Origin of the sequence: Dokdonia sp. Hel_I_53 (genome assembly GCF_007827465.1) — a bacterium.
Taxonomy (GTDB): Bacteria; Bacteroidota; Bacteroidia; order Flavobacteriales; family Flavobacteriaceae; genus Dokdonia.
In genome coordinates, this window is sequence record NZ_VISL01000001.1 from 1,145,861 (window position 1) to 1,162,513 (window position 16,653).

General features: G+C 34.9%; 17 protein-coding genes and 1 tRNA gene. 5 read left to right on the forward strand and 13 right to left on the reverse strand.

All coding sequences use genetic code 11. The features are described from left to right. Positions 1–54: 54 nt before the first annotated feature. Entirely contained in the window at positions 55–633 is a 579-nt protein-coding gene (locus tag OD90_RS05075) for a nucleotide exchange factor GrpE (RefSeq protein WP_144667504.1), read from the reverse strand. A gap of 230 nt (positions 634–863) precedes the next feature. Between OD90_RS05075 and OD90_RS05080 the strand changes: the two genes are divergently transcribed. Next, positions 864–2,780, forward strand: coding sequence for an ABC-F family ATP-binding cassette domain-containing protein (locus OD90_RS05080; protein WP_144667507.1), 1,917 nt, complete (start codon positions 864–866; stop codon positions 2,778–2,780). A gap of 17 nt (positions 2,781–2,797) precedes the next feature. After that, on the forward strand, positions 2,798–3,577 hold the full coding sequence (locus OD90_RS05085) for an O-methyltransferase (protein ID WP_144667510.1): 780 nt from the start codon (positions 2,798–2,800) through the stop codon (positions 3,575–3,577). A gap of 107 nt (positions 3,578–3,684) precedes the next feature. Here the strand turns inward: OD90_RS05085 and OD90_RS05090 are convergent, their stop codons facing one another. The 5 genes from OD90_RS05090 to OD90_RS05110 all read right to left on the reverse strand — a co-directional run bounded on the left by OD90_RS05090 (position 3,685) and on the right by OD90_RS05110 (position 8,901). Further along, positions 3,685–4,995 carry a M24 family metallopeptidase gene (locus OD90_RS05090; protein WP_144667513.1) on the reverse strand — a complete coding sequence of 437 codons (1,311 nt, stop codon included), beginning with the start codon at positions 4,993–4,995 and terminating at the stop codon, positions 3,685–3,687. Positions 4,996–5,074: 79 nt separating this feature from the next. Then, positions 5,075–5,551 carry a hypothetical protein gene (locus tag OD90_RS05095; RefSeq protein ID WP_144667516.1) on the reverse strand — a complete coding sequence of 159 codons (477 nt, stop codon included), beginning with the start codon at positions 5,549–5,551 and terminating at the stop codon, positions 5,075–5,077. Positions 5,552–5,775: 224 nt separating this feature from the next. Beyond that, positions 5,776–6,876, reverse strand: a complete 1,101-nt coding sequence (locus tag OD90_RS05100) for an AMP-binding protein (RefSeq protein WP_144667519.1) — start codon at positions 6,874–6,876, stop codon at positions 5,776–5,778. Between the two features lie 57 nt (positions 6,877–6,933). Beyond that, positions 6,934–7,860: a CPBP family intramembrane glutamic endopeptidase gene (locus OD90_RS05105; RefSeq protein ID WP_144667523.1), complete on the reverse strand. Its 927-nt coding sequence runs from the start codon at positions 7,858–7,860 to the stop codon at positions 6,934–6,936. Then, positions 7,861–8,901 carry an o-succinylbenzoate synthase gene (locus OD90_RS05110; RefSeq protein WP_144669640.1) on the reverse strand — a complete coding sequence of 347 codons (1,041 nt, stop codon included), beginning with the start codon at positions 8,899–8,901 and terminating at the stop codon, positions 7,861–7,863. It abuts the gene before it with no gap. A gap of 297 nt (positions 8,902–9,198) precedes the next feature. On the opposite strand from OD90_RS05110, the gene OD90_RS05115 reads away from it, so the two are divergent. Then, on the forward strand, positions 9,199–9,759 hold the full coding sequence (locus OD90_RS05115; protein WP_144667526.1) for a YqgE/AlgH family protein: 561 nt from the start codon (positions 9,199–9,201) through the stop codon (positions 9,757–9,759). Here the strand turns inward: OD90_RS05115 and OD90_RS05120 are convergent. Together OD90_RS05120 and OD90_RS05125 are read right to left on the reverse strand one after the other, a co-directional pair. After that, positions 9,756–10,601 carry an aminotransferase class IV gene (locus OD90_RS05120; protein WP_144667529.1) on the reverse strand — a complete coding sequence of 282 codons (846 nt, stop codon included), beginning with the start codon at positions 10,599–10,601 and terminating at the stop codon, positions 9,756–9,758. The genes OD90_RS05115 and OD90_RS05120 overlap by 4 nt on opposite strands. Before the next feature lie 52 nt (positions 10,602–10,653). Beyond that, entirely contained in the window at positions 10,654–11,040 is a 387-nt protein-coding gene (locus tag OD90_RS05125) for an START-like domain-containing protein (RefSeq protein WP_144667532.1), read from the reverse strand. Positions 11,041–11,201: 161 nt separating this feature from the next. Here OD90_RS05125 and OD90_RS05130 point away from each other — a divergent pair. Next, a tRNA-Met gene (locus OD90_RS05130) sits at positions 11,202–11,275 on the forward strand. A gap of 83 nt (positions 11,276–11,358) precedes the next feature. On the opposite strand, the gene OD90_RS05135 is transcribed toward OD90_RS05130, so the two are convergent. From OD90_RS05135 to OD90_RS05155, 5 genes are all read right to left on the reverse strand, one after another. After that, positions 11,359–11,796 carry a rhodanese-like domain-containing protein gene (locus OD90_RS05135; protein WP_186434715.1) on the reverse strand — a complete coding sequence of 146 codons (438 nt, stop codon included), beginning with the start codon at positions 11,794–11,796 and terminating at the stop codon, positions 11,359–11,361. Between the two features lies 1 nt (position 11,797). After that, the gene (locus tag OD90_RS05140) at positions 11,798–12,103 is read right to left on the reverse strand and encodes a rhodanese-like domain-containing protein (protein WP_144667537.1); all 306 of its coding nucleotides are present in this window, start codon (positions 12,101–12,103) and stop codon (positions 11,798–11,800) included. A gap of 71 nt (positions 12,104–12,174) precedes the next feature. Continuing rightward, a complete protein-coding gene (locus tag OD90_RS05145; protein WP_144667540.1) occupies positions 12,175–13,563 on the reverse strand; it encodes an MBL fold metallo-hydrolase in 1,389 nt (462 codons plus the stop codon). Positions 13,564–13,665: 102 nt separating this feature from the next. Next, positions 13,666–14,292, reverse strand: coding sequence for a thioredoxin family protein (locus tag OD90_RS05150; protein ID WP_144667543.1), 627 nt, complete (start codon positions 14,290–14,292; stop codon positions 13,666–13,668). Next, the gene (locus OD90_RS05155) at positions 14,289–14,807 is read right to left on the reverse strand and encodes a TlpA family protein disulfide reductase (RefSeq protein WP_144667546.1); all 519 of its coding nucleotides are present in this window, start codon (positions 14,805–14,807) and stop codon (positions 14,289–14,291) included. Before OD90_RS05155 ends, OD90_RS05150 begins: the two co-directional genes overlap by 4 nt. 406 nt (positions 14,808–15,213) lie before the next feature. Between OD90_RS05155 and OD90_RS05160 the strand changes: the two genes are divergently transcribed. Beyond that, positions 15,214–16,611, forward strand: coding sequence for an anthranilate synthase component I family protein (locus OD90_RS05160; protein WP_144667549.1), 1,398 nt, complete (start codon positions 15,214–15,216; stop codon positions 16,609–16,611). The last annotated feature ends 42 nt before the right edge of the window (positions 16,612–16,653 follow it).

The window sequence follows — 16,653 nt, forward strand, 5'->3', positions numbered from 1 at the left end:
TTTATTTACTCATTACGAGTATAACGTATTCTACATACGCAATACTACTGTACTTTATTTGCCTGTTACCACTTTAGGGAAACGAATAATTTTTTCTCCTAGCTTGTAACCCTTTTCTACTACATCAACAATCTTCCCTACTAATTTCTTATTAGGCGCAGGGATCTGAGTAATTGCCTCATGTTGATCTGCATCAAAAGCGTCTCCCGCCTTTACTTCCACCTCTTCAAGTCCTTTAGACTTAAGCGTTTCTTTAAGCTTATTACTTATTAAAACCATTCCTTTAACATGCACATCGTCTTTATCATCGCTAAAGTCTTTTAATGCACGATCAAAATCATCGACAACGGGAAGCATAGATTGTATGACCTCTTGTCCTGCTGTTTTATATAACTCAATACGCTCCTTTGTTGTACGGCGTTTGTAATTTTCAAACTCGGCAAAAAGACGAAGAAATTTATCCTTCTCCTTTTCCAGCTCATCTTGAGCAATTTCAAGCTCACTACGCTCTTCTTGCACCTCTTTTGTTGTGTCTTCTTGTGTAGTTTTTGAAGTATCTTCTGCTTCGTGAACAAACTGCTCTTGTGCAGCTTCATCTACGGTGTTGTCTTGTGTTTTATCTTCTGTTGCCATATTGGTCTTGTATTCATTTTTCAATCAGTTGGCAAAAGTACTGCCATTTACTGTAAAATGTCAAAATGTCACAGGATTTCTGCCTAATAGATACCTATTATTAGCGTAAAGTAGGATAGCGCAAATAAGGAGTATGTTACTGACTAAGAAGCATTATTTTTGCAGGAGTTACGCTTTCGCGAAAGCGTACATCATTTAACCACTACAGGCAACGCCCCAAACTTAAAGTAATGAATTATCTATCTGTCGAGCAAGTTTCAAAATCATTTGGAGAGCGTGTGCTTTTTAAAAATATTTCCTTTGGGATCAATAAAGATCAAAAAATAGGTTTTGTAGCAAAAAACGGTTCTGGAAAAACCTCGTTACTTAATATTATTGCTGGCCTGGAAGCTCCAGATGATGGTCAAGTGGTAAGCAGAAAAGGAATAACCATTTCATTTTTACCACAAGAACCAGACCTCGATCCTACACTATCTGTAGAGGAAACCATCTTTGCAGGAGACAACCCAATTCTCAAAACGATTGCAAATTATGAGAAGGCATTGCTTCATATGGAAGATGCAGATGCATACCAAAAAGCCTTTGATGCGATGGAGGCTGCTCAAGCTTGGGATTTTGAAACAAAATATAAACAAATCCTTTTCAAGCTTAAGTTAGATGATATGGATCGTAAAGTAGAACTACTAAGTGGAGGGCAAAAAAAACGTCTTGCGCTTGCACAAATGATGCTCACTAATCCAGATCTTGCCATTCTAGATGAGCCCACTAACCACTTAGACCTTGAGATGATTGAGTGGCTGGAAGATTACTTTCGCACGGAGAACATCACACTTTTTATGGTCACTCACGATCGTTATTTTCTAGAAAATGTATGTAACGAAATTGTAGAGCTAGAAGATGGGGTTCTTTATAACTACAAAGGGAATTATGCGTATTACTTAGAAAATAAAGAAGCTCGCATCGCTACGTTTGAGACTGAAACGGGTAAAGCAAAGCAACTTTACAAAAAAGAATTAGAATGGATGCGTCGCCAGCCTAAAGCACGTACCACAAAATCTAAGTCTCGCATAGATGATTTTGCAGAGATTAAAGATAGAGCACATAAACGACGTAATGACAATACAGTTGAGCTTGAGATCAATATGGAACGCATGGGAAGTAAAATTCTAGAGTTCCATAAAATAAGTAAATCTTACGGTGATTTACAGCTTTTAAATCAGTTTGAATATGTATTTAAAACTGGTGAACGCATTGGTATTATAGGTAAAAATGGCACTGGAAAAACCACCTTTTTAAATATAATGACTGGAGCAATAGCTCCAGATGCTGGAAAAGTAGTTGTAGGAGAAACTATAAAGTTTGGCTATTACACTCAGAAAGGGATTACTATAAAGGAAGGCCAGAAAGTCATTGATGTGATTAAAGAATTTGGTGATCATATTCCTTTAAAAAAGGGACGCACTATCTCTGCTGGACAATTATTAGAGCGTTTCCTGTTTGACCGTAAAAAGCAATATGATTATGTAGAAAAACTAAGCGGTGGGGAGCGTAAACGCTTGTATCTCTGCACTATTTTTATACAAAACCCTAACTTTTTAATACTTGATGAACCTACAAATGATCTAGACGTGGTCACTCTTAATGTGCTAGAACAATTTTTATTAGATTTTCCTGGTTGCTTAGTGGTAGTGTCTCACGATCGCTACTTTATGGATAAAATTGTAGACCACCTATTTGTATTTAAGGGAGATGCTGTGGTTGAAGATTTTCCTGGAAATTACAGTGACTTTAGAGCCTATGAAGGAAATCTTGATTTCGCAAAAAGTGGAGAAAATAAAGTTGCTACTGCAATTTTAAATAACACTACAAAAAAAGAAGATCAGCAAGAAGTGACCGTTGCAAAAAATTGGAAAGAAAAACAGCATGCAGGAGCACTTACTTATAATGAACAAAAAGAACACGTAAAACTAGAAAGAGAGATCGCAAAACTAGAACGTGAAAAAGAAGATAAACAAAAAGACTTTTTAAATCCTGATCTCACTCAAGACCAGATCACTGAAAAAAGTATCAAACTTCAAAAAATCATTGATGCCATAGAAGAAAAGGAAGAACGTTGGTTTGAATTGAGCGCAAAAGCAGAAGGTTAAAAATAATTTAGCACACCGTGATAAGAGATTTACATACCGTCATCGCATACTTAAAATGGCTACCTAAGACCTTCCATCTTCATGGCATACACAGCCCATTTATTTTTAATCTTGAAAAAAAGGTGTTACGGGGTATCTCAAAAGATTCTATAAAGAGCGAACTACTATCTTACCAAAAGAGTCTTTTAAATAATAATAAAACTATTACGGTAAGAGACTACGGTTATGGTTCTAGAGTTTTTAATTCTGAGAAGCGTGCTGTTAGAAGGATTGTAAAAGTGGCAGGTGCCACTCAAAAGCGACGACTTCTTTTACAACGCTTAGTTCACCATTTTAGACCTAGTGAAACTTTAGAACTAGGTACCTCACTAGGTCTCGCTACAACGGCCTTAGCTATAGAAAACAAGAGTATCGTAACTAGTATAGAAGGTTGTAGAGAAACCGCTGCAGAGGCTCAAAAAAATATACGTACGGGGCCTTATCAAAATGTTACAATCATTTGTGACACTTTTGAAAACGGAATTAAAAGTTTAAATCACAAGACCTTTGACCTTATTTACTTTGATGGAAATCATTCTAAGAAAGCCACGCTAGCTTATTTTCAAAAATTATTACCTACGGTCAATAAGAAGACTGTGTGGATATTTGACGACATACACTGGTCACCAGGTATGACACAAGCGTGGGAAGAAATAAAAGGAAACAAAAATGTTACTGCTACAGTTGATTGTTTTTGGTTTGGAATGGTGTTTTTTAGACCAGAACAAGCAAAAGAAGACTTTTATATCAGATTGTAACAGAATTTACCAAAGCGTAACTAAGCTTTATGATGAAAAACAACCAAAATACACTACCAGATTAATTCTTTTCTTGGAAATATGCTTTCGCAAAAGCGTACAACACACTATTCTATAATTCTTATTTTTTCTTGTCTACCTGAAACATACCTAAAGCCTTGCTCACCCCAAAAACCAGCTTCTTCCAGCATAATCCGGATGTCTTTTTTCCATTCTGGAATATTAACAGTAGTATTTAATTCTATCGCATAAGCAGTATTCTCAAAGAGTGGATAATCTCCTGTTCCAGGAACACCATCTTGTGAATCCCACATCCCAATAGTGGACCCTGCTGCATGCCCATACAATCCAAGAGGGTGCGTGTAAATAGAAGGTACTAATCCTTCTGAGCGACCTTCTTTAAGAGATTTTAGTAAGATCTCATTCCCTGTGTTCCCTGTCTTAAAATTACTCGTTAAAATATCTTGTACACGATTTCCTTTTTTAAATGCCGCCTCTAAAAAATCTGGAATCTCAGACTCGCCTTCTTTTAATACATACGCGTGTTGCTGGCAATCTGTATTAAGGCGCAAGTAGGTAATTCCAAAATCGCAATGAAGTAAATCACCTTTTTGGATAATCTTACCTTCTGGTCTGTTTGAAAAAGATACTATGTGGCTTTCTAGTTGCTCGTTTGATCTTTGTATATCTACTGTTGGGTGAAACCATGTTTCTAGCCCCATATCTGTTACACGCTGTCGGAGATACCAAACTACATCATCTGTTGTCGTAATACCTGGAGTGACCACTTTACTACTAAAAGCATCTTCTATGATTTGATGAGTAATATCTACTAATTGCTCAAAATATTTAACTTCTAAGGCTGTGCGAGTTTCTAGCCAACCCACAGCCAGTTTCTCTGCAGATACTATTTTTTCCTTTTGCTTATCTGATAGCCTTTCTATAAACTCATTATAATCTGTACGAACAATCCCGTCTGCAAGACCGTAATTTTTAGAAAAGTTAAGGCCAATTTTTTTAGGGTTCCGATTTTCTATAATATTTAAAAGAGCCTGCCATTGGTCTGGCTGCTTCTCTTTATCCCAAGCTGAAAGTATACTTTTACCTACATTGTATCTAGCAACTGCAAGCTTTTCAATAGTGCCAGCTTCTTGATCTCTGTAAAAAACAAGGATGGTTCTTCTACGAGCATTAAGCCAAGTAGATGGTAACATTGTTTTTAATACAGGATCCTCATTATACTCTCTGGAGATCACCACCCACATATCTATATCTGATCTATCCATAAGGATTGGGAGAAGGTTATTAAAACGGTCTTCAAGAATGGAATCTACCACTTGAGCACGTTGTCTTTCTGGTAGGACTTGGCTATTTAGTAGATAAAATGGAATACAGGCAATGACTAAAATGAATTTCATAGTGAAGTTTTAATTCTCTTTAAAAATAAGATAAAAAAAATGAGCATCAGATAAGATGCTCATTTTATATTTTTAGAAACTATTCGTTCTTTTTTTTCTTTTTACGTTTTTTTCGCTTTTCTTTTTCGTATTTTTTTGACTCTTTACCAGATTCCTCTTCAATCATTATACGTTGTACTTGTTCTTCATTGAGAATACTACCAAGTGAACTTTTTAGCTTCTTCTTTTCGGCTTCGACTCCTTTTCTTTTTTCCTCTACAGGCATTTCTTTATCAAAACCTATAGCGATAAGTGACGAATAATAATCCTTAAGGTAATTTTTAAGTACTTCTTTTGTAAAAACATCAACACCTAATAAAGTTGCATACATCTCCCCTTTTTCGGAACTAAGAATATTAGCATCTGGCTTTTCTGGCTCATATGCCGCTTGATTTCCGCCTGCTCTAGGGACCGAACTTCGGCCTCTTCCACTATTTCCATAAGGACTGCCGTACCCTCGTTGTGCTTGAACAGAGAAACAAGTGAATAGTACTAATAAAATAAATATGTGTTTCATAATAAATTCTAATGGATTGCAAAAATATGTATTATAATAGAATTACAATCTTCTCAAGAATAATGCCTTAAATAATTATTTTTTTTTGAAGGTAAATGATTTCAATGATAGTTATGCTAGGCCTACTCTCAAAAGATCAGGCTAATATTGATGCTCAAAGAGCTGTTACAGTTTAGTTTTACTCTTAAAAAGGTATAATACGCTTTCGCGAAAGCGTACGAAAACTACTTTTCTTTTCCTTCTTGATAATTTTTAAGAGTTTGCCCTCGTTGTATTTTACCCGTATTTGTACGCTGAAAAGAAGATAATGAAATAACAAGTTTTGGTAATTCGAAAGGTAAAAATTTTGATTTATCTAAAAGATCCTCATCAAATGTGAAAGATTCTTCTTGTTCTACAAAAAGCACTATACGTTCTCCTAACTTGTCATCAGGTATGCTAGAAATGAAATAAGGAACTGAAATCACAGAAGCAAGTTTATATTCAATTTGTTCAGGGTATAGCTTTACACCACCACTATTTATTACATTATCTATACGACCTAACCAATTAAATTTTTTATAGGAAAGCACTTCGACCAGATCATTAGTAATGACAGGGTCTACACTAACAAAAGGTGCTTTAATAACCAAGCAACCACGAGCATCAGCGTTTACCGTAACTTTAGGTAAGACTTTAAATGGTAAAGGGACTTCTCTATTTTTTTTTGGATTGACACGACGGGCAGCTATGTGCGTCACAGTTTCTGTCATACCATAGGTCTCATACACTTTTACTTTTAACCCTTGAACTCTATGGAATAGAGGTGCAGATATTGCTCCACCGCCCACAATAAGCTTTTTTAATAAATGCAATCTCGATAAAGAATTATCTAATTGTAGCGGTGTCATGGCGCAAAAGTCATAACGCCTGTATACATTATCTATTGGGTTAGACTTGGGTTGTGTCATGTCAATATGCCAACCTAAAACCATCGCTCTCACGAGCATCATCTTTCCTGCTATGTAGTGAACAGGAAGACATAAAAGCGCTTTTGTTTTCTCTGGCAGACCAAAATAGGCACCTGTTGCTTTTGCGCTATGTACCATATGGATTTTAAAAATCTTTATTGATTTTGGAGCACCTGTAGATCCAGACGTCTGTGCAAATACATATTTTTTATCATCAAGCCACTCTAATATAAACTCTCCCACAGATTGCTCGTAGGGTTCACCTTCTTTTATAAACTCATAAGCATGATTTTTAAGAGAGGCAATTGTATAAGAATGACCGTTAAGCTTAAACTTAGGATGTACCCTCACATATTTGTCTGATAATTCAACCATATTTATGAAAGTAGCTTACCCATGTAAATTATGTGTTAGTTTACTATGATGCTTCTATTAAACTTGAGAATCATTTGTAATAGCAAGTGGAGGTGACACTTTTCCTGTAAGTTTTTCTTTCCAGTTACTCCACTTATATTTTTTTGCTAGAATTAATAAGAAGATAGGATATATTATTAATACTGGAAGTACCAGTTCTCCGCCAGTTGTTTCTGAAGCTACAGATTTAAAAAGTGCATCTGTTTGCAAAGCAGAATACTCAAACGTCAATAATGTAGCTGCAAGAAAATTATTTCCAAAGTGAAATCCTAAAGCCAGTTCTAAACCATCGTCCATCAAAGTCATTATACCTAGCAATAAACCCGTCCCAATATAAAACACCATAGTTATTGGACCTAACGCAGCAACCTCAGGGTTTGCAAAGTGAAATATCCCAAATAGAAATGAGGTTAACAATAATGGGAACCACTTGTTTCTTACCATTATTCCAACTTGCTGCATTACGTAACCTCTAAATAACCACTCTTCTAAACCTATTTGAAATGGAAATAGAATTAACCCTATGATCACAAGCGTTATAAATTTCCCAGCATCAAATTGAAGGATGTAATCTTCTGGAGTAAAATAATAGATAACAGCAAAGCTCCCTACCGTATACACGAACACCATCATAAAACTAAAAAATATTCTCCCCCAATCTATTTTTTTTCTAGCTGTAGTAAGTGTTAATATACTTCTTTTATGCAATGCCCAAACTAATAAAAATAATAAACCAAGAATAGGAACGAATACCGCGAGATTGAATGCTAAAAATAAATTCTTAGAAGGAAATAGCTGCATCATATCATCCATAGCCTTCTCAGTATCCATATCTGTAAAAATAAAAAACAATAAATTGAGAATAAAAATTCCCATTGTCATTATAGTAATGAGGATAAACTTCCAAGTTTCATTTTCACCTTTGTACGCTTGTTCTATAAACATCTAATTAAATTTAAAATCCCAATGCATTTTAGGATTGATTTGTAATGTACCATTTTTTACTTCAAGTGGTGAAGTGATATTATTTGTAAATAGACTTCCGGTTCCCAGACCTTGCGGGCCTTTTGCTTTTAGTTTATAAGTCCATTGAGCTATGGCGTTAAGTCCTATATTACTTTCTAAAGCAGAGGTGATCCACCAACCTATGTTTTCTGTCTCTGCAATATCTATCCACTGCTCACTCCCTCTAAAACCACCTATAAAACTTGGTTTAAGTATAATGTATTGGGGATTGATAGTTTGTAGAAGCAAACGCTTTTTTGTTACATCAACAACACCAATAAGTTCTTCATCAAGAGCAATAGGTACTGGTGTCGTAGCACAAAGCTCACCCATTTCTTCCCAGTGATTTACCGCTATGGGTTGTTCAATTGAATGAATATCTAAAGTGGCTAATTGTGAAAGGACTTCTTTTGCTTTCGCGAAAGCAAAACCGCCATTTGCATCTACTCGTAAGGTAATGGCATCTTTATCAAATTGATTTCTAATAGAGGAAAGTAATTTGAATTCTTCATTAAAATCAATCGCTCCAATTTTCATTTTAATACAATTAAAACCAGCCTCTAGTTTTTCATGTATCTGGTCTTTCATAAACTGCTCATCCCCCATCCAAACCAAACCATTTATTTGGATAATACCTTGGGCTTCTGTAAATTGTGATGAAAAAAGCGTAAACGGATCTGAACCTCTTAAGGATAAAAAAGCCATCTCTACGCCTGCTTGGATACTAGGGTATTCTATAAGAGCCTCCCACAGGAATTCTGGTCCTTTGTGGATGTTTGCACACGTCCACTTTAATTTTTCCTCATAATCTGGTCTATCATCATAACTAAGCCCTCTCAAAATCCCGCACTCTCCAACCCCCACACTTTCTGAGTTTTTTATGATTAAGTACCAAGTCTCTTTAGTACGTAATATACCTCGAGAAGTACCGCTAGGAGATTTAAAATTTAGAATATATTTCTTGTATTGAGCCTCTACCATAAAGTGCATATCGTATGGTAAATGTAGGAAAAACACTCATTTTAATAAGGCTACATATATTATAAATACTTCATAATTTTTCTAAAAAAACTTGAGTTACTTGTTTAGAATATGCTTTTTGGGCAGACCATTTTCGAAGTTAAATAGAAGTGACGTTATAATTCTCACTTTTCAGTCAAAATAAGACCCTGTTTTTCAGGTAATTAATGAAAAAATAATTAATCTCCAAGTTTTTAATTTAAAAATTTTTTATTATCAAAAAAAATATTAAGTTTAATAGACTCAAAAATCATTGCTATGATACTAACACCAACCAAAGGTCACTTATTGATAGCAGAACCATCTGTTCTAGGAGATGTTTCATTTAATAGGTCTGTCATATTATTAGCAAATCATAATAAGGAAGGATCTGTAGGCTTTATTCTAAACAAGCCTTTAGATGTAACTTTATGTGATTTAATTGAAGGTGTCGATTCTTGTGATATACCTATTTATAATGGAGGTCCTGTAGAGCAGGATAATATTTATTTTATCCATACGGTTCCAGAATTACTAGAAGGAAGTCAGGAAATTTCTAGCGGTATTTATTGGGGTGGTGATTTTGAAAAAGCTATTGATCTTATTTTAAATAAGAAAATAAGTACTGACTCTATCAAATTTTTCCTAGGCTATAGTGGCTGGGCTAGTCATCAATTAGAGGAGGAGCTCGAAGAGCACACTTGGGTTATACAGAAAAACACCTCTCAGGTTGAGCTACTTAAAGTAAATGATCAAGCTTTCTGGAGAGATAAGATCATAGAATTAGGTGGCTCTTACCCAATTTGGTCTAACGCCCCAGAAAATCCGCAATACAACTAAGCTAACCTTACCTTGACATTAAGCTTTTTAAGCAATTCACTTGCTACTTGATTTGTATAAGATTTCTTTCTATACTTTGTGATAGGCTGTATTCCTATAATCGTATTAGTAATAAAAAGCTCATCTGCTTTTTGAAGCTCAAATGGTGAAATACTTTCTTCTACCAAAGTATAGTCAGGTAAAAGGTTAATGATTGCAATGATCTGTTTTCTAATAATTCCTCGTAGACATCCGTCAGATAGTGGCGGTGTTTTAATTATATTTCCTTTTACCAGAAACAGATTTCCTTGTAATGCCTCTGTTATATTTTTATGATTGTTAACCAATAAGCAATTAGCATAACCATTTTCTTTTGCCCAAATACTTCCTGTAACGTGTATGAGTTTGTTTGTTGTTTTTAATGTTGACAACAGATCTGCGTTTATGTAATGATCTTTATAAAGCTCTACTTCATATGGCTCATCACTAATGGTATAAAATGGGCTTTTATGCGCTTTTGCGAAAGCAAAAAAACCTACACCATTCTCTTCTGGCATATAAGTACCTCCCCCTTTACGATACACAGTAATTCTTAAACGACACGATTTATCTTTAAAGCCCGAAGCCTCAAGCGTTTTTTTTAACTCATCTTCTAAATATTCTGGAGTAAACTCCATAGGAATCTCCATGCGAAGAATGCGCATAGCAGCCATTAATCTAAAATAATGATCCTCCCAAAATAATAGTTTACTATTTACCGCCTTAATGGTTTCAAAAACACCATCACCGTATAAAAATCCTCTATTATAGGGTTCTAAGCTTACATCTGTCTCGTCACTTAATGTTCCGTTATTGTTTACCATAAAAAAACCGCCCTTTTTTTGGGCGGTGCAAAGATATGTATATTAGAATATTTTAGACAGAACCTATGACCTGCTTAAGTTCTGATATTTGATTTTCCCAAAACATTTTTCCTTCATCTACCTCATCTTCTTCTGCAAAGTCTGTAATAATAAGGGATACGTCTTTAGTGATCTCATCTACTTGTATACGCAATTCGAAAAAATAATCCTCTCCCTCATCGTCTAACCATTGGAATCTGATACGTTCTCCACTTCTCTTTGTAAGAAGTTTTGCTTTTTCTTCACTACCATCCCAAATAAATGTATAAAATTCTCCTCTAGAGTTTACATTATCTGCAAACCACTCGCTCATACCTGATGGAGTCGCCATATATTGATATAAAAGAGATGGAGACGCATGTACTACAAACTCTATCTCGTATTTTTGTTTACTACTCATATAATTTTTATTGTTAGGGCAATATATTGAAAGATATGTCTACAGCAAAAGAAATGATTTGTTTTTATTTATTATAATCATTTTGCACAACGGTTTTAATATTTTATATTTGCACCCGCTTAAGGAAATATTTATTCTGTTAAGTGTTTCATGAAAAGTATGGCGAGGTAGCTCAGTTGGTTAGAGCGTCGGATTCATAACCCGGAGGTCGGGGGATCGTGCCCCCCTCTCGCTACAAAAAAAGGTCAATACATATTTGTATTGACCTTTTTATTTTACATCTGCTTCAAAAAAGAGTCCCCTTTTTGAAAAAATAAATCACTTCAATGACTTACCAGCAGCTTCCCAAGCGGTAACACCACCTTCTAAATCAATTATTTGTTTGAACCCTGCGTCTTTGAGTTGCTGAGCACAAAAGGCACTGCGACCTCCCTTTGCACAGTATACATATACGGGCAATTCTTTATCTAATGTTTCAACTTGCTTATCCCAATCAGGGTTTTTCATTTCAAAATGTCTAGCTCCTTCTATGTGCCCACGCTGCCACTCGCTTTCTGTGCGAACATCAATTAACTGTATGTTATCACCCTCTATGGCGCTAGCAAAAGACTGGACGCCCACTAGTTCAACATTAGAGGTTTGAGCCTTTTGCGCACTAGATGCTTCAGCCATTTTTTGAGTTTTTGAAATAGACTCTTGACAAGAGCTCAATGAAAACGCTATGATGGTAGCAACTACTAATTTAAATACTTTCATATTATGCATTTTTTTCCCATTCCATATACCCGCCTAAAAGATTGTAGGTATTTTCAAAGCCCTCTTGCTCCATAAGCATACATGCTTGTACGCTACGTTTACCAGAACGACAATAGACGTAGATATTCTTAGACTTTTCTAGTGACTTTATACCGTCAAGAAACTCTTGCCCTCCATAAATATCTATTTGCTGCGCATTCTCTATCATGCCTTCTTCTATCTCCTCATCTGTGCGCACATCCACAATAATTGCATTTGGATCGTTTGCAACTTTTTCTTTCCACTCGTTTACTGTTAAATCTACCATAATGTGTTTGCTAAGAGAAAAGATATTCAAAATTGATATTACCTCCTCTCATTGATTATTTTAAATATGTACTATGTTAATATTAATTTTGAATCTGCTACTTTTTTAATAGCCCCATACCCACCTAAAACATTCACTACTTTGTGGATTCCGTAAGATTTTGCTATAGAGGCATAAATTAATGATCTATAACCGCCTGCACAATGGATATGATATTCTTTATTACTAGTTAAATCATTTATATTAAAATGTATATTACTAAGGGCAAAATGAGGAACCTTTTCTATATGGCTTGTGTTATACTCACCTAGTTTACGAACATCTACAGGGTGCTTAATATCTTTATTTATCAAACCTTCAACAAATGCCTGCGCTGTAATCTCCTGTATTTGCTCTATAGGTTTACCAGCAGCTTCCCAGGCGGCAAAACCACCTTCTAAATATCCAAGACTATTATCATATCCTACTCTAGCAAGTCGAGTTACGACTTCTTCTTCTTCACCCTCTGCTGCGATAAAAATTATTTTTTGGTGAATGTCTTTTACGAGTGATCCTACCCATGGTGCAAACTGCCCCTTTAATCCAATAAACCAAGATTGAGGAATGTACGCTTTCGCGAAAGCGGATACATCTCTTGTATCTAAAACTAGCACATCTTCTTTCTTAGAAAGCATTTCAAAATCAGTTACTGACAAAGGCGTTGTGCCCTTTTCTATAATAGATTGAAAACTCTTATTTTCTTTTTTATTCATCGCCACATTCAAAGGAAAATATGCTGGTGGCGTGGCAAGTCCATTTGTAAGCTCCTTAATAAATGCTTCTTTAGAAAGCTTAAATGCATAATTTGTAGCTTTTTGGTTTGCCAATGTATCGCTAGTATCGCTACTCATATTTTTACCACAAGCAGAACCAGCCCCATGTGCAGGATAAATTATAAGATCATCTGGTAATGGTGCGATACGATTATGTAGGGAATCATAGAGATGACCTGCAAGATCTTCTGTTGTTAAATCTGATTTTGCAGCAAGATCTGGCCTACCCACGTCCCCTATAAATAATGTGTCTCCTGTAAAAAGAGCCTCTGCTTTCCCGAATGAATCTTTGAGTAAGAAACAAGTAGATTCCATTGTATGGCCTGGAGTATGTATAGTAGTTAATGTCAAATCTCCCACGGGAAACACTTCATTATCTAATGCACTATGAAAATTGTAACCTGCTTGTGCGGTGGGGCCCAAAATCACGGTGGCGCCGGTAGCCTTTGCTAGATCTACTTGACCACTCACAAAATCTGCATGAAAATGAGTTAGAAAAATATACTTTATTTTACTATGATGCTCTCGTGCTAGTTCAATATACGGTTGTATTTCTCTTAAAGGATCTACAATAGCCGCTTCTCCATTTGAACTCAAAAAATAAGCTCCTTGAGCCAAGCATTTTGTATATAATTGTTGTAAAATCATTCTCAAATCTTAGAGAACAAATTTACAAATAATATAGTTTTATGAACACAAAAAAGAGGGCTACTAGCCCTCTATCATACCTATATTATACTATATGTTTATTTAAGCTTTTATAGAACAACCTATAGCTTTTGTTTCTGTAACTTTTATATCTTTTCCTTCAAGCAAAGCATTCACGGCATTTTCAACAAATTTCTCTTCTACGAGATCTTCGTTTCGGCTATTATCATCAATGGCTCCAATGTATTTTACTATTGGATTTCCAGTATTATTCTTTTCTAAAATGTAAACATGAGGTGTTTTTGTAGCTCCATACTTGGGATATACTTTCTGACCATCGTCAAATAAGTAAGGAAACGTAAATCCTTTCTCTTGAGCTCTGAGCTGCATAGACTTATAGCTATCACCTGGTTTTGAAATAGGATTATTGGGGTTTATTGCTATTACAGGATATCCTTTTGATTTATATTTTTTGTCTAGTGCTATAATGCGATCTTCATTTGCAATTGAAAAAGGACATGTATTACAGGTAAATATCAGAATGAAACCTTTTGCACTCTTAAAATCCTTTAAAGAAACCATCTCTCCATCAACATTTCGGAGGTAAAAGTCTGAAGCTTCATCACCTATAGTATAGCCACTGGTTTCAGTGATTTTTACAGCATTGACTCCAAAGGCAGACACCACCACAAGTAATGCTAATAATGTTAATATTTTAAAGGTTCTCATAATATTGTATTCAGATGGGGTTTAATTCTTTTTTCTAAAGCTATATAATCAAATGATCTTTCATAAAAATCTCTTTTCTTATCGCTTACAATTAATGTAGCAGGTATAGCGCCACTCCAATTATCACTCACTCTAGGAATCCAATCATTGGCTTTATCGTCATTCAAAAAAACAACCTCAGATTTTAATTCCCGCTTTCTTATAAACTTTTTAAGATCATCCAACTGTTCTGGAAAATCTAAACTTACAAGTATCACAGAAAGATCTTTGTCATTATAGGTAGCTTGTATTTTCTCAAAAGCAGACAACTCCTTAACACATGGCTTACACCATGTTGCCCAAAAGTTAATTACTAATGTTTTTGAAGAATGAGTATCAATATATCTTTGCAATTCATTGAAATCTAATGTCAATAATTCACCAGACTTTTTAAAAGCACTACCTGTATTTTTTTCTGCTTTTCCTTGGCAAGAAAATAGGATAACACTTATTATTAATACTTTAATAGACTTCATCTAGGTAAAAATATCTTTACAAGACATTATTCTATTTTTAATTAACATACTTTGACAGTTTTATGTTAACGTTATTGCTTCATTTATTTAACACTATTGATAGATTACACATTATGTTTGTGCTTGATAATTCTCAGATTAATTATTCAAATGAGTAAGATTTAAAATATTTAATAGCTTACTTTAACACATATGAATATGCAATTTTTCTGTCAACCTTTTTTTATTAAATCATTGGTACTTATCTTTGGATCATAATTTATGAAAAACAATACAGTACATACTTGGTGGTGGATTACACAACAATCGTTGTCGTAAGCGCGCACCTATGTAATTAATCATATACAGCCTGTCTTACGACAGGCTTTTTTTATGCCTATAACAAACTATCTTTAAGCAGTATAAAATGATCTATAGTTTAAAAACATACTCTAAACGACTCCTCGCAGACACGATAACTCCTGTATCTGTTTACCTACGTCTACGAGATCGCTTTCCCAACAGCTTATTATTAGAAAGTAGCGATTACCATGCAAATGATAATAGTTTTAGCTACGTATGTTGTAATCCCATTGCATCTATAAAAGTTCAACATCAAGAAATCATTCAAGAGTTTCCTGATGGTAAAAAGATAGTGCGCCAGATAAACGATACTACAGATGTGGTAGAGGTTTTAGACGCTTTCGCGAAAGCGTTCTCCACCCATAAAACTGATCTAAAATTTATAAATAATGGACTGTTTGGGTATATGTCTTATGATGCCGTTCAATTTTTTGAAGACATATCTATTTCTAAGAAAGAAGGTGACTTAGATGTACCCGAGATGTACTATGCAGTGTATCAAAATATCATTGCTATAAATCACTTCACAAATGAAGCGCACATATTTTGTCATACCACAACAGATGAAAACAATATTGCAGATATTGAGCAATTACTCAAATCAAAGAATTTTGCAGAGTATAACTTTAATCGTAAAAATGATTTAGAAAGCAACATCTCAGATGAAGATTATAAAGCATTAGTAGATACCTGTAAAAAACATTGCCAGCGAGGAGATGTATTTCAAATTGTTCCGAGTAAGCGATTTTCTCAAGAATTTACGGGTGATGAGTTTAATGTTTACAGAGCCTTACGAAGCGTTAATCCTTCTCCCTATTTATTCTATTTTGATTATGGTAGCTATAAAATTTTTGGCTCATCTCCAGAAGCACAAATTATTGTACAAGATCGTAAAGCTGAGATTCACCCTATTGCCGGAACATTTAAACGTACTGGAAATGATGAACAAGACGCATTACTTGCAAAGCAATTAGCGCTAGACAAAAAAGAAAATGCAGAGCACGTAATGTTAGTAGACCTTGCAAGAAATGACCTTTCTAGAAATGGCCGAGACGTGACAGTAGAAACCTACCGTGAAGTGCAATTTTTCTCCCATGTGATTCATTTAGTGAGTAAAGTAACAGGATTATTGCATCCAGAAAGTAAAACACTACAAGTTGTTGCAGACACGTTTCCTGCAGGTACATTAAGTGGGGCTCCTAAGCACAAAGCCATGCAACTCTTAGAAAAATATGAAAATACCAACCGAACTTTTTATGGAGGTGCCATTGGTTTTATGGACTTTAATGGAAACTTTAATCATGCCATCATTATTCGCTCTTTTTTGAGTAAAAATCATACGTTACACTGGCAAGCTGGGGCAGGAGTAGTTTCAGAAAGTGATCCCGAAAAAGAACTTCAAGAAGTTTATAATAAATTAGGAGCGCTCAATAAAGCACTGGATATCGCAGAAAACATTTAAATAAAAAAAGACGTAGCACTATTAATTACAAAATACGTCGTA

Coding starts and splice junctions, on each gene's coding strand:
- OD90_RS05110 (WP_144669640.1), bottom strand. CDS start 8,901: ATGGTAGAGGCTCAATACAAGAAATATATTCTAAATTTTAAATCTCCT.
- OD90_RS05125 (WP_144667532.1), bottom strand. CDS start 11,040: ATGAGTAGTAAACAAAAATACGAGATAGAGTTTGTAGTACATGCGTCT.
- OD90_RS05100 (WP_144667519.1), bottom strand. CDS start 6,876: ATGGTTGAATTATCAGACAAATATGTGAGGGTACATCCTAAGTTTAAG.
- OD90_RS05090 (WP_144667513.1), bottom strand. CDS start 4,995: ATGAAATTCATTTTAGTCATTGCCTGTATTCCATTTTATCTACTAAAT.
- OD90_RS05160 (WP_144667549.1), top strand. CDS start 15,214: ATGATCTATAGTTTAAAAACATACTCTAAACGACTCCTCGCAGACACG.
- OD90_RS05155 (WP_144667546.1), bottom strand. CDS start 14,807: ATGAAGTCTATTAAAGTATTAATAATAAGTGTTATCCTATTTTCTTGC.
- OD90_RS05105 (WP_144667523.1), bottom strand. CDS start 7,860: ATGTTTATAGAACAAGCGTACAAAGGTGAAAATGAAACTTGGAAGTTT.
- OD90_RS05080 (WP_144667507.1), top strand. CDS start 864: ATGAATTATCTATCTGTCGAGCAAGTTTCAAAATCATTTGGAGAGCGT.
- OD90_RS05075 (WP_144667504.1), bottom strand. CDS start 633: ATGGCAACAGAAGATAAAACACAAGACAACACCGTAGATGAAGCTGCA.
- OD90_RS05145 (WP_144667540.1), bottom strand. CDS start 13,563: ATGATTTTACAACAATTATATACAAAATGCTTGGCTCAAGGAGCTTAT.
- OD90_RS05120 (WP_144667529.1), bottom strand. CDS start 10,601: ATGGTAAACAATAACGGAACATTAAGTGACGAGACAGATGTAAGCTTA.
- OD90_RS05150 (WP_144667543.1), bottom strand. CDS start 14,292: ATGAGAACCTTTAAAATATTAACATTATTAGCATTACTTGTGGTGGTG.
- OD90_RS05115 (WP_144667526.1), top strand. CDS start 9,199: ATGATACTAACACCAACCAAAGGTCACTTATTGATAGCAGAACCATCT.
- OD90_RS05140 (WP_144667537.1), bottom strand. CDS start 12,103: ATGGTAGATTTAACAGTAAACGAGTGGAAAGAAAAAGTTGCAAACGAT.
- OD90_RS05095 (WP_144667516.1), bottom strand. CDS start 5,551: ATGAAACACATATTTATTTTATTAGTACTATTCACTTGTTTCTCTGTT.
- OD90_RS05135 (WP_186434715.1), bottom strand. CDS start 11,796: ATGAAAGTATTTAAATTAGTAGTTGCTACCATCATAGCGTTTTCATTG.